This is a genomic window from Streptomyces eurocidicus (assembly GCF_002891295.1).
Classification (GTDB): domain Bacteria; phylum Actinomycetota; class Actinomycetes; order Streptomycetales; family Streptomycetaceae; genus Streptomyces; species Streptomyces eurocidicus.
The window spans coordinates 183,220-195,755 of sequence record NZ_LGUI01000014.1; the positions used below are offsets into that span (position 1 = coordinate 183,220).

Below are 12,536 nucleotides of genomic sequence, written 5' to 3' on the forward strand. Positions count from 1 at the left end.
TTGCAAAGCGCCAATCTTCTAGCGATCAACTGCTGATTTCGTAGGTAACCCTCTGGGTGTACGGGCTCACGCCTCGCGTCTTCCCTCCCGGGTCCGGGACCGGACGCGAGCCCGGACCCGGCGACGCCGGAGAGGGGCCCGGCGAGCGGGCGGGAAGGGTCACGGGCAGGCGGAAGCCGGGGCCCCGCGAGGGAGCGGGAGCGCGCCCCGGGCCCGGCGCGCCCGTGGTCGCCGGGCCGGGGGTGCGGGTGACAGCGAGGGCGGAGCGGTTCTCGCGGGCCCGGCCCCGGGAGCGGTCGCGGCCACAAGCGGCCGGGAAGGGGACGGCGGCCGCCGTCAGCCGCCGTGCGGGCCCGGCTGCGGGCGGAGCGGCCCGGGGGCCCGCTCCGGGGGTATGCCCGGACCGTCTCCGCGGGCCGTGCCGGGAGCTCCGGAGGTCTCGCCCGCCGCCAGCAGCCGCTCGGCCTCGCCGCGGTGCAGACCGGCCGCCGGCGGGTCGCCGAGCCGTTCCAGGGTGTCCGCGAGCCTCAGCCGCACCGCGGCCTCCAGCCGGACGTCACCGGCCTGCCGGGCCTGCTCCACGGCCTCCAGGCAGGTGCGCAGCGCCTCCTGCGGACGGCCCGCGTACTCCTGCACCCGGGCGATCTCGCCGAGCGCCCGCGCGTGGCCCGGCAGGTCGCGCAGCCGGCGGTACGTGGCCGCGGCGGCGCGCCAGTCGCGCAGCGCCTCGCCCCACTCCCCCGCGTAGGTGTGCACCGCGCCCAGCCGCCCGTACAGCCTTGCCTGGTCGGCCGGCTCACCCCTCGTCAGGCGCAGCTCCAGCGCCCGCCGGTACCAGTCGGCGGCCCGCTGCCAGTCGCCCAGCTCCTGGTGGGAGGCGGCGATGGACTCCAGCGAACGGCTCGTGGCGTACGGGTCGGACGCCTCGCGCGCCGAGTCCAGGGCCTCGCGGTAGCGGCCCAGGGCGGTGCGGGTGCGCCCGGCGCGCGCGTCCAGGTCACCGAGGTTCAGCAGCGCCGCCGCCTTCTCCAGCGGCATCTCGCAGCGCTGTGCGACGTCGAGGACGAGCTGGTGCAGTCCGTAGAGCTCCGGCCCCGCCTCCTCGGCGCCCAGATGGGCCGTCAGGGCCCGGGTCAGCGCGGAGACCAGCCGCCGGGCGAGGGTGTCCAGCCTGCCGTCGCGCACCGCCAGCCGGGCCGCCGCCAGCAGCGCGGGGAGCCGGCCCCGCAGCCATTCCTCGGCCGCCTGCGGGGTCGGGAAGCGCAGGGGTCTGGGCAGCTCGGCGAGGCGCCTGCGGGTCAGCGGGTCGTCCGTCTCGGTGCTCGCCCGGCAGGAGTGCAGCTGCCGGACGGTCCGCTCCAGCATCCGGGCCCGCGCCAGCTCCACCTCCGCGGGGCGCTCCTGGGTCTCCAGCAGCGCCCGCAGCATCGACGCCAGGCAGCCCGGCACCCAGTACTGCGGGCCCAGGTGCGGCCCGGCGGGCAGGGCCCGCAGCAGGCCGCGGGCGGCGAAGTCCTCCAGCGCGCTCTCGGCGGCGGCCACCGAGCAGCCGGCCAGCGCCGAGGTGGTGTGCGCGTCCGCCGGGCCGGCCGGGGCCAGCGCCAGCAGGCGCAGTATGCGGGCGGCGGAGGCCGGCAACGCCTCGTAGGCGAGCCAGAAGGCCCGGGCCAGCGGCCGGCCCGCGCTCTCGTGGCCGTCGGCGGGCGGCAGCTCCCGCAGCCGCTTGGCGGCGTCGACGACGGTCGTCTTGGGGTGCGCCGCGAGCCAGCCGCCGACCAGGACGAGCGCGGCGGGCTGGCCGCCGCACTCCTCCACGACGGCCTTCGCGGCCACCGGGTCGCAGGTGATCCGGGTGGGGCCCGCGTAGCGCTCCAGGAGCTCCACGGCCGCCGCCGTGTCCAGCCCGCCCAGCGTGCAGGGGCGTACGTCGGGGACGCCGGTCAGCGGGCCGCGCGAGACGGCGACGACCAGGCAGCCGGACTCGTCCGGGAGCAGCGGGTCGACCTGCTCGGCGCCCGCCGCGTCGTCGAGGAGCAGCAGCGTCCGGCGGCCCAGCAGCGCGGTGCGCAGCGCTTCCGTCAGCTCGTCCTCGCCGGCACCGGCGGGCACGGGCGCGCCGAGGCCGGCGAGCAGGGCCCGCGCGGTGCGCTCGGTGGGCACGGGCTCGCCGTCGGCGCCCGTCAGCCGGGCCCGGAGCACCCCGTCGGGGTAGTCGGCGGCGAGCCGGCCGACCAGCTGCTCGGCCAGCGCGGTACGGCCGGAACCGGGCCGTCCGGCGATGAGCAGCACCCGGCAGCGCGGCGCCTTGCGGCCGGCCAGGGTGTCGAGCCCGGTGCGGCCGATGTCGGCCCGCAGCTCCTCCAGCTCACGGCGGCGGCCGACGAAGACGGCCGGGCCGGACTGCCGCGGGGCGTGCCCGGTGCCGGTGCCGGGGCCGGTCCAGGGTGCCGCGGACCGCCGCTCGCGCGGGGGTTCCGCGATCCTGCCGCCGGTCTCCACCGCCTGCTCCGCCACGGGGCACACTCCCGTCCCAACTGCACGTTCGAGCCCGCCGCGGACGCGGTCGGGAACGCGTCGAGCCTAGTTCACCGCCCGACACCCCCCGCGGAATCCGGACCGGCCCCGCCGAAGATCACCTATTCGGTTCTCCGGACGGTCCGACCGGCGTGGGCGGCTCGGCGGGGCAGGCGGAGTCCGCCGCGGTTCGGCAGCGCCCCGAAGGGCGCGGGGAACCGCGCGACCGGCCACGACGGCGCCGCGGACGGACGACGGCGCAGCGCGGCGGTTCCGGCGGAGCGCTTACGCCTCGAAGGGGCGGGCGGGCCAGGGGGCGTCCGCCGGGCGCAGCGCGTCCAGCCCGGCCCCGCCGCCCGCCGAGAGCGCCGCCGAGAGCGACAGCACCCCGACGACCAGACAGTTGTTGTGGAGCTCACCGGCGAGGACGCCGCGCACCAGCTCCGCCAGCGGCACCCGGGCGAGCTCCATGTCGAGCTCCTCGTGCTCGACGGCGAAGCGCTCGCCCTCGACCTCGGAGATCTCCCGGGCCAGGAAGATCCGCACGGCCTCGTCGCAGCCGCCGGGGGTGGTGTAGACGTCGGTCAGCACCCGCCAGTCCTCGGCCTTGACGTGCGCCTCCTCGTACAGCTCGCGCTGGGCCGCGTGCAGCGGGTTCTCACCGGGGATGTCGAGCAGCCCGGCGGGGATCTCCCAGAGCTTCTGCCGCACGGGGTGGCGGTACTGGCTGAGGACGAGCACCCGTCCCTGGTCGTCGAGGGCGAGGACGGCGACCGAGCCCGGGTGCACCTGGTAGTCGCGTGTGACGGTGCTGCCGTCCGGCATGACCACGTCGTCCGTGCGGACGCTGGTCTTGTTGCCGACGAACGGGGTCGTGGTCGCGGTGACCTGCCACTCCTCGGCGGTGTCCCTGATGCCCATGCGATGCCTCCCAAATACGAAAACCGGGGTGAGAGCCCCGCGCCGTCATGGCGCGGAGCCTCACCCCGGCAACCGTATAGGTCAGCCCTGCTTGCGCTGCACGGCCGCCTTGACCAGGCCCGCGAAGAGCGGGTGCGGACGGGTCGGGCGGGAGCGCAGCTCCGGGTGCGCCTGGGTGGCGACCAGGTAGGGGTGGGCCTCGCGCGGGTACTCGACGTACTCCACCAGCTTGTTGTCCGGGGAGGTGCCCGAGAAGACCAGGCCGGCCTTCTCCAGCTCGCCGCGGTAGGAGTTGTTCACCTCGTAGCGGTGACGGTGGCGCTCCTCGACGTACGGCTGGTCGTCGTAGACCTCGCGGACGATGGAGCCCTCGGCGAGCTTGGCCGGGTACATGCCCAGGCGCATCGTGCCGCCCATGTCGCCCTCGCCAGCGACGATGTCCAGCTGCTCGGCCATGGTGGAGATCACCGGGTTGGCGGTGGCCGGGTCGAACTCGGTGGAGTTCGCGCCCTCGATGCCGGCCAGGTTGCGGGCGGCCTCGATGACCACGCACTGGAGGCCCAGGCACAGGCCCAGCAGCGGGACCTTCTTCTCGCGGGCGTAGGTGATGGCGCCGACCTTGCCGTTGACACCGCGGTCGCCGAAGCCGCCCGGGATGCAGATGGCGTCGACGTCGCCGAGCTGCTGCTCGGCGCCGGCCGGGGTCTTGCAGTCGTCGGAGGCGACCCACTTGACCTTGACCTTGGCGCGGTTGGCGAAGCCACCGGCGCGGATGGCCTCGGTCACCGAGAGGTAGGCGTCGGGCAGGTCGATGTACTTGCCGACCAGGGCGACGGTGACCTCGTGGTCGGGGTTGTGGACGCGGTCCAGCAGGTCCTCCCACTGGGTCCAGTTCACATCGCGGAACGGCAGGTCGAGCTTGCGCACGACGTAGGCGTCCAGGCCCTCGGTGTGCAGCACCTTGGGGATGTCGTAGATCGACGGGGCGTCGATCGCGGCGACGACCGCGGCCTCGTCGACGTCGCACATCAGCGAGATCTTGCGCTTGATGGCGGCCGGCACCTCGCGGTCGGCGCGCAGCACGATCGCGTCGGGCTGGATGCCGATGTTGCGCAGGGCGGCGACGGAGTGCTGGGTGGGCTTGGTCTTCAGCTCGCCGGAGGGGCCGATGTAGGGCAGCAGCGAGATGTGCACGACGAAGACGTTGTCGCGGCCGACCTCGTGGCGGACCTGGCGGACGGTCTCCAGGAACGGCAGCGACTCGATGTCGCCGACGGTGCCGCCGACCTCGGTGATCACGACGTCGACGTCGTCGGTCGCCATCCGGCGGATGCGGTGCTTGATCTCGTTGGTGATGTGCGGGATGACCTGCACGGTGTCGCCCAGGTACTCGCCGCGCCGCTCCTTGGCGATCACGGAGGAGTAGACCTGGCCGGTGGTGACGTTGGCCGACCCGTCGAGGTCGACGTCGAGGAAGCGCTCGTAGTGGCCGATGTCCAGGTCGGTCTCGGCGCCGTCGTTGGTGACGAAGACCTCACCGTGCTGGAACGGGTTCATCGTGCCCGGGTCGACGTTCAGGTACGGGTCGAGCTTCTGCATCGTGACCCGCAGACCCCGCGCCTTGAGCAGCGCGCCCAGGCTGGAGGCCGTCAGACCCTTGCCGAGCGAGGAGGCGACACCCCCCGTGACGAAGAGGTGCTTGGTCGTCGTGGGCTTTGCGGCAATGGCCAAAGGGGGGCTCCCGTGGTCGCGAGGTGAGGTGCGTATCGGCGATCACCCGGTCTTCTCCGGGGGTGCCGTCGCTGCGGTTGGGGGGTCTTGCGCCCACCGGTCCACGGGGTACCAGGGTATCAGCGCCCCGGCCCGGCCGCTTCCGGCGACGCGGGGCGACCCTTTCCGGAGCCTCCGTTCCGCTCCGCCGCAGGCCCCGGCCGGGGTCTCCCGGGGCGGGTGTCCGGGCCTTGCGGCGGTGGCCTCCCAGGCCACCCATTCGGCTCAGATTCGTCCGCCAACTGTCGCGCGTCGCACCAACTCCGCGTCGTATCCTGCACGGACACATGCAGCGAGCCGGCCGGCGCGGCACCCCCTGTCCAGCGTCTCCCTCGGCCACCGCCGAGGAACGTCAGGAGGTGCCCCCATCTTCCGGAACAAGAGCTCGTCAAAGATCGCTTGACCGCAAAAGGACCCTTCGGGGTCACGTGGCCGTTCGACTGGAGATGACGTGGCCGGGCGTATCGAGGATTACGCACTCATCGGCGATATGCAGACCGCCGCCCTTGTCTGCCGGGACGGCACGGCCGACTGGCTGTGCCTCCCCCGCTTTGATTCCCATGCCGCGTTCGCCGGTCTGCTCGGCACGGAGGAACACGGCTTCTGGCGCATCGGCCCGGCGCACCCCTCGGGGGCGGCGCCACCGCACGCCGACCGGCGCCGGTACCGGGGGGACTCCCTCGTGCTCGAATCCGAGTGGGACACCCCGCGCGGCACCGTGCGGGTGATCGACTTCATGCCGCCGCGCGACGGCGCGCCCCAGCTGATCCGCATCGTGGAAGGGGTCAGCGGCCGGGTGCCGATGCGCTCCGCGCTGCGGATGCGCTTCTCCTACGGGCGGGTCGTGCCGTGGGTGCACAAGGTCGGTGACCGCACGGTGGCCGTGGCCGGCCCCGACTCGGTGTGGCTGGACACCACCGCGGAGACCTTCGGCAAGGACCTCACCACCTACTCCGACTTCACCGTCTCGCCCGGTGAGCGGATCGCCTTCACCATCAGCTGGCAGCCCTCGCACCGCGAGGCGCCCGCGCTGCCCGACCCCGAGGGCTCGCTGGCGGCCACCGAGGAGTTCTGGCGCGAGTGGGTCGAGCACTGCACGTACCACGGCCCCTACCGGGACGCCGTGGTCCGCTCCCTGATCACGCTCAAGGCGCTCACCTACGCGCCGACCGGCGGGATCGTCGCAGCCCCCACCACCTCCCTGCCCGAGGACATCGGCGGCTCCCGCAACTGGGACTACCGCTTCACCTGGCTCCGCGACGCCGCCATCACCCTCTCCTCGCTGCTGCGCACCGGCTACCGCGAGGAGGCCCGCGCCTGGCGCGAGTGGCTGCTGCGCGCGGTCGCCGGCGACCCCGAGAACCTCCAGATCATGTACGGCATCGCCGGCGAGCGGGAACTGGGCGAGGCCGAGCTGTCCTGGCTCCCCGGCTACGAGAACTCCGCCCCCGTCCGGATCGGCAACGGCGCCGCCGACCAGCTCCAGCTCGACGTCTACGGCGAGGTCACCGAAGCCCTCCACCTCGCGCACATGACCGGGCTCGCCCGCAACGACTACGCCTCCCTCCTCCAGCTGCGGCTCATCGGCTATCTGGAGGACCACTGGAACGAGCCGGACGAGGGCATCTGGGAGGTGCGCGGCCCGCGCCGCCACTTCGTGCACTCCAAGGTGATGGCCTGGGTCGCCGTGGACCGCACGATCAAGCTGATCGAGTCCGGCGACGTGGACGGACCCCTGGAGCGGTGGCGCGAGCTGCGCGACGACATCCACCGGGACGTGTGCGAGAAGGGCTACGACAAGGAGCGGAACACCTTCACCCAGTCCTACGGCTCCAAGGAGCTGGACGCCTCCCTGCTGCTCATCCCGCAGATGGGCTTCCTGCCGCCCGACGACAAGCGCGTCATCGGCACCATCGAGGCGATCCAGCGGGAGCTCTCCACGCCGGACGGCTTCGTCCTGCGCTATCCCACCGCCGGTGACGAGGCCGGTGTGGACGGGCTGGAGGGCGACGAAGGCGCCTTCCTGGCCTGCTCGTTCTGGCTCGCCGACGACCTCGCCATGATCGGCCGGGTCGACGAGGCACGCCAGCTGTTCGAACGACTGCTGGCCCTCCGCAACGACCTCGGCCTCCTCGCCGAGGAATGGGACCCGCGCCTGAAGCGGCAGGTCGGCAACTTTCCCCAGGCGTTCAGCCACGTCCCGCTGATCGACACGGCGCTGCGGCTCACCGCGTCGAGCGCCTTCGGCGGCTAAGCGCTCCGCGCAAAGTCCGGTGCGCCGTCCGCGGGTGCGTCGTGGCTGGTCGCGCGGTTCCCCGCGCCCCTTCGGGCGCTGCCGAACCGCACCGGACTTCGCCAAGCCCGCTTAGCCGCGCCGTAGCACGGCGTACAGCGCGCAGGCGCCGACGGGGAGGACGAGCACGGCTGCGGCGGCGTTGAGGCCGCCGTAGCCGGAGAGGGCGACGAGGCCGCCGGAGAGCGCCCCGCCCACCGCCCCCACGAGGTTGGTCAGGGTGTCGGAGAGCCCCTGGACCTCGGCCCGGTAGCCGGGCTCCACGGACTCGCTGAGCAGGGTGGAGCCCGCGACCGTGGCGCACGACCAGGCCAGCCCCAGCAGGAACAGCCCGCCGGTGACCGCCCATCGGCGGGCTCCCGCCGTGCCCGCGAGCAGGGTGGCCGCCACGTAGATCACTTGACCGAGCAGGATCACGGGCAGTCGGCCGAAACGATCCGTCATCCGGCCGACCAGAGGTGACAGCGCGTACATCCCGGTGATGTGCAGGCTGATGGTGAGCCCGACCACGCTCAGTGAGGCCCCGTGGTGAGCGAGGTGCGGCGGGGTCATCGTCATCACCGCCACCATCGCGGCGTGCCCGAGGACCAGCGAGGCCAGTCCGATGAGCGCGGAGGGTGACGAGGCCACGTGCCGAAGGGCGCCGCCCGTTCGGGTACGGAAACGGGGCTGTGAACGACGGGTGTCGGGGGTGTCACGGGGGCCCGACAGGAGCGGGTCCGGGCCGAGCCCGGTGCGGATGACGGCCCACCCCGCGAGGAAGGCCGCCAGCGAGAAGACATAGGTGCCCGCCGTGTCGGGGAGCCCGAGGACGCGCGCGACGGCGGCGCCGGGACCGCTGAGGTTGGGGCCGAGGACGCTGCCCGCCGTGGTCGACCAGACGACGAGGGAGAGCGCGCGGGCCCGGCCGCCGGGCTCGGCGAGATCGGTGGCGGCATAGCGCGACTGCAAATTCGCGGCGGTGCCGGAGCCGATGAGGAGCATGCCGAGGAGGGTCACCGGGACCGCGCCGAGGCGGGCCCCGGCCAGGACCGCGCACGCCCCCGCGGCGGCGATCAGCCAGCCGGTGCCGATGCCCGCCCGCCGCCCCCGGGCCCGGGACAGCGCGGCCAGCGGCAGGGCCAGCAGGGCGGCGCCGAGGGTGAGCACGGTGGTGCCGAGGCCGGCGGCGGCCCGGGAGCCGGTGAGGTGTTCCAGGAGCAGCCCGCCCGAGGCGATCATCGACCCCATGCCGACGCCGGCCACCACCTGGGCGGACATCAGGACCCGGACGGTGTGCCGGTGAAGGGCCGCGCGGCCGTCCGGAGCCGGGGGTTCAGGGCGCGGGGCGCCCGGGGGTATGTGCGGGGGCTGAGCGGGGTCCGGGGTCTTTGGGGCAGCGGCCATGCGGGACACGGTAGGGGCGCGCGGGCCCGTGTAAAGGGTGCGTGGGCCGGTGGGCGCGGGCGCACGGTGGTCCGCCGGAGACGTGCCGAGTAGCGTTCCCGACCATGGAACCGCAAGGCCCGCAAGGGACGATCACCGTGGAGCGGGCCCTCGGACTGCCCGCCCTGCGCAAGGGGCTGCCCGAGGTGGTGGCCGCGGGCGACCGGCTGGACCGGCCGGTGCGCTGGGTGCACGCCGGCGAGTCGCCCCACATCGCCACCCTCCTCAAGGGCGGGGAGCTGCTGCTGACCACCGGGCTGGGGCTGGGCAGCCGCCCGGCCGAGCAGCGCGGCTTCGTCCGCGGGCTGGCGGAGCGGGGCATCGCGGCGCTGGTGGTGGAGCTGGGGGCGCGGTTCGCGACCCTGCCGGCCGCGGTGGTGGACACGGCGCGCTCGTACGGGCTGCCGCTGGTCCAGCTGCACCGGGAGGTGCCGTTCGTCGCGGTGACCGAGGAGATCCACACCGAGCTGGTCAACGAGCACTACGCCCTGCTGCGGCGGGTCGACGAGGTGCACCGGCGGTGTACGGAGGTACTGCTGGGCGGGGGCGGGGCGCCGGAGGTGCTGCGGCTGTTCGCGGAGTTCACGGGCAACCCGGTCTTCCTGGGCACCCCTGAGGGGCGGCTGCTGTACGCGGCCGGGCCCGCGGGTCCGCCGGGCGCGGCCGACCCCTTGCAGGTGTGGGACGGGCTGCGGGGCGCCTCGCTGGCCGGGGCCCTGGTCGCCGATCTGCCCGGGGGCGAGGGTCCGGGGCCCGGCGCCGCCGTACGGACGCGGCTGACCGTACTGCCGGTGAACGCCCCGCTCGCGCCCGTGCACCGGCTCGCGGCGGAGCGGACGGCCGGGCTGCTGGCGGTGGTGCTGCTCCAGGCCCGGCAGGAGGAGGAACTGGCGGCGCGCGGCCGGGGCGACTTCCTGTGCGACCTCGCCGAGGGGCGCGTGGACCCGGCGGAGGCCCCGGCGCAGGCCCGCGTCCTGGGCTTCCGGCCGGGTTCCGGGCCGCTGCTGCCGATGGTGCTGCGGCCGGCCACGGGCGAGGTGCCGGCGGACAGCTGGGCCGCGCTGACGTGCGCGGTGCAGGAGGAGCTGACGGCGGTGGGGGTGCCGGTGCTGCTGGGCGTCCGGCTGCCGGAGGGCCGGATACCGCTGCTGGTCGGGCTACGGGAGGAGGCCGAACGGTCCCCGGTCGCCGGGCGGGTGGCCGGTGCACTGCGGGCGGGCGCGGAACGAGTCGGGGTACGGCGCCCGGTGGTGGTGGCCGGGGCGGCGACCGCGTGGGCGGCGGCGGGGGCGGGACTGCGCCATGCCGCGGAGGCGGCGACGGCGGCGCAGGGTCTGCCGGACCGGCCCTGGCACGACGTACGGCGGCTCGACGTGGACGTCCTGCTGTGGCGGCTGCGCTCGCAGGGCGACCTGGCGGCGTTCGTGGACCGGGTGCTCGGCCCGCTCCTCGCCCACGACGGGGCGTCCCGCCCGGCGCTGCTGCCGACCCTGGAGTCGTACCTGGCACACGCGGGCCGCAAGGCGGAGACGGCGCGCGACCTCCATCTCAACCGGCAGACGCTGTACGACAGGCTGGGGCGGATCTCACGGCTGCTGGGGACGGACCTGGAGGACCCGCAGGTGGTGCTGTCGGTGGGGCTGGCGTTGCGGGCGCGGAGACATATGGGGTGAGGGGCGGGTGTGCCGGGGGCGGGCATCGTTCCCTGCCCACCCTCAGGGCCGCGCCGGTAGGCGGCCCTGCCGCGCGGGGGCTCTTCTCCACGCGGGGGCTGCCTGCCGCCCGGGGCGGAGCCCGGTCCGGGCGGCGCCCCGGGCGGGAACGGCCCGGGCGGGAACGGCCCGGAAGGGCTCCGGCCTCGGCGAGAACCGGCCCGGGCAGGACCGGGCCATGCGTGCTCCGGCCGGGCCGAAACCAGCCCAGGCACGTTCCAGCCCCGGCGAGAACCGGACCGAGGGAACCGAACCGGCCCGGGCCCAGACCCGGACGGAAACCGCGGGCCAGGTGGGAACCGGCCCAGGCAGGCTCCGGCCCAGGCAGGAACGGCCCGGAAGGGCCCCGACCTCGGCGAGAACCGGCCCGGGCAGGACCGGGCCATGCGTGCTCCGGCCGGGCCGAAACCAGCCCAGGCACGTTCCAGCCCCGGCGAGAACCGGACCGAGGGAACCGAACCGGCCCCGGCCCAGACCCGGACGGAAACCGCAGGCCAGGTGGGAACCGGCCCGGAGAGACAGCCCGGAAGGGCAGCCCGGCCCGGGCCCGCCCGGGGTCGGCCCGTCCGGCGGTCGGGGACGCCGCGCGGTACGGGCGGGACAGGGGGCCGGGGGCGGAGCCCCGCCACGCGGCGGAGCCGCGCATCGGGTGCGGCGGGCAGGGGAGAAAACCCCTCCCTCATCCCCTCCCCGCGGCCAATTCGTCGTAGACGCTCAGGACATGGGCCACGGTGTCGTCCTCCGAAGGCCAGGTCGCCGCCTGCGCGAAGCCGGCCGCCACCAGCGCCGCCCGCCGGTCCGGGTCGCCGAGGAGCCGGGTGACCGCGGCGGAGAGCGCGGCGGCGTCGCCGTAGGGGACGAGTTCGGCCGCGTCGCCGACCAGGTCCGGGACGCCGCCGACGGCCGTCGCGACCAGCGGGACGCCCGCGTGCAGGGCCTCCTGGGCGAGCACCGAGCGGGCCTCCCAGCGGCTGGAGAGGATCGCGACGTCGGCCGTGGCCAGCAGCTCGGGCACGTCGTCCCGGCGGCCCACGAGCCGTACGGGCAGCCCCTCCGTCTCGATCCGGCGCTGGAGCTCCGGCCGCTCCCGGCCCTCGCCGGCCACGATGAGCAGGGGTTCGGGGTCGAGTTCCCGCCAGTCCCGGGCGGCGTCGAGGAGCGGGCCGTGGCCCCGGTCGGGGTCGAGCCTGCCGACGGTGACCAGCAGCGGCCGGGCGACGGCGCCCAGTTCGGCGCGGGCCTTGTGGCGGCGCGGTTCGTCGTCGTCGGGCGTGGGGCGGGGCGGGGGCACGGCGACGGGGGCGAGCCGGGCGTCGCGGGCGCCGCGCTGCCGGGCCCGGTCGACGAGGTCGGCGGTCACACCGAGGACGACCGCCGCGGCCCGCGCGGCCCGGCGCTCCATCAGCCGTACGAACTGGGCCCGCGCGCCCGCCGCGCGGACCTTGGTGTGCCAGGTGACGACGAGGGGCGTACGGCGCCCGCGCAGCGCCAGGGCCGCGAGCACCGCGGACCGCAGCCCGTGGGCGTGCACCACGTCGGCTTCGCTGCTCGCCGCCCGGATCCCGGCGACGGTCTGGGCGTCGGTGCCGGTCCCCAGCGGCGCGAAGGCGGCTCCGGCGCCGGCGAAACCGTACCCCTCCCCGGTGCCCCGGGGCGCGCAGACCGTGACCTTCAGCCCCCGCGCCACCAGCCCGGCGGCCAGCGACCGCACATGTGCCCCGCTGCCCGCGCCCCCACCGCCCAGCACTTGCACGGCGTGCAGGGGCGGTCGCCCGTGCGGCGGTACGGGTGTGCTGCTCACGCGGGTGGACGCTCCTGTTCCGGCGGCGGGCGGGGAGGGCGGCTGGGGAACCGCGCCCAGGATGCCAGCAGGCACCGACATCCGGGCACCACCGTCTCGC

Annotated in this window: 7 protein-coding genes; 2 read left to right on the plus strand and 5 right to left on the minus strand. The window is 75.3% G+C overall.

Features of this window, described 5'->3' with window-relative positions:
• Window positions 1–336: 336 nt before the first annotated feature.
• The 3 genes from AF335_RS32880 to AF335_RS32890 form a co-directional block, all read right to left on the minus strand.
• Window positions 337–2,514: a tetratricopeptide repeat protein gene (locus AF335_RS32880; RefSeq protein WP_376697837.1), complete on the minus strand. Its 2,178-nt coding sequence runs from the start codon at window positions 2,512–2,514 to the stop codon at window positions 337–339.
• Between the two features lie 285 nt (window positions 2,515–2,799).
• A complete protein-coding gene (locus tag AF335_RS32885; RefSeq protein ID WP_102922078.1) occupies window positions 2,800–3,435 on the minus strand; it encodes an NUDIX domain-containing protein in 636 nt (211 codons plus the stop codon).
• 81 nt (window positions 3,436–3,516) lie between these two features.
• On the minus strand, window positions 3,517–5,166 hold the full coding sequence (locus AF335_RS32890) for a CTP synthase (RefSeq protein WP_221505493.1): 1,650 nt from the start codon (window positions 5,164–5,166) through the stop codon (window positions 3,517–3,519).
• A 490-nt stretch (window positions 5,167–5,656) separates the two neighbouring features.
• On the opposite strand from AF335_RS32890, the gene AF335_RS32895 reads away from it, so the two are divergent.
• A complete protein-coding gene (locus tag AF335_RS32895; RefSeq protein ID WP_184743629.1) occupies window positions 5,657–7,459 on the plus strand; it encodes a glycoside hydrolase family 15 protein in 1,803 nt (600 codons plus the stop codon).
• A 111-nt stretch (window positions 7,460–7,570) separates the two neighbouring features.
• Here the strand turns inward: AF335_RS32895 and AF335_RS32900 are convergent, their stop codons facing one another.
• Complete coding sequence (locus AF335_RS32900; protein WP_102922079.1) at window positions 7,571–8,884, minus strand: MFS transporter; 1,314 nt, start codon at window positions 8,882–8,884, stop codon at window positions 7,571–7,573.
• Window positions 8,885–8,988: 104 nt separating this feature from the next.
• On the opposite strand from AF335_RS32900, the gene AF335_RS32905 reads away from it, so the two are divergent.
• Entirely contained in the window at window positions 8,989–10,596 is a 1,608-nt protein-coding gene (locus AF335_RS32905) for a PucR family transcriptional regulator (protein ID WP_102922080.1), read from the plus strand.
• Window positions 10,597–11,314: 718 nt separating this feature from the next.
• Here AF335_RS32905 and AF335_RS32910 read toward each other — a convergent pair.
• A complete protein-coding gene (locus tag AF335_RS32910; RefSeq protein ID WP_244927225.1) occupies window positions 11,315–12,436 on the minus strand; it encodes a glycosyltransferase family 4 protein in 1,122 nt (373 codons plus the stop codon).
• Window positions 12,437–12,536: the final 100 nt, after the last annotated feature.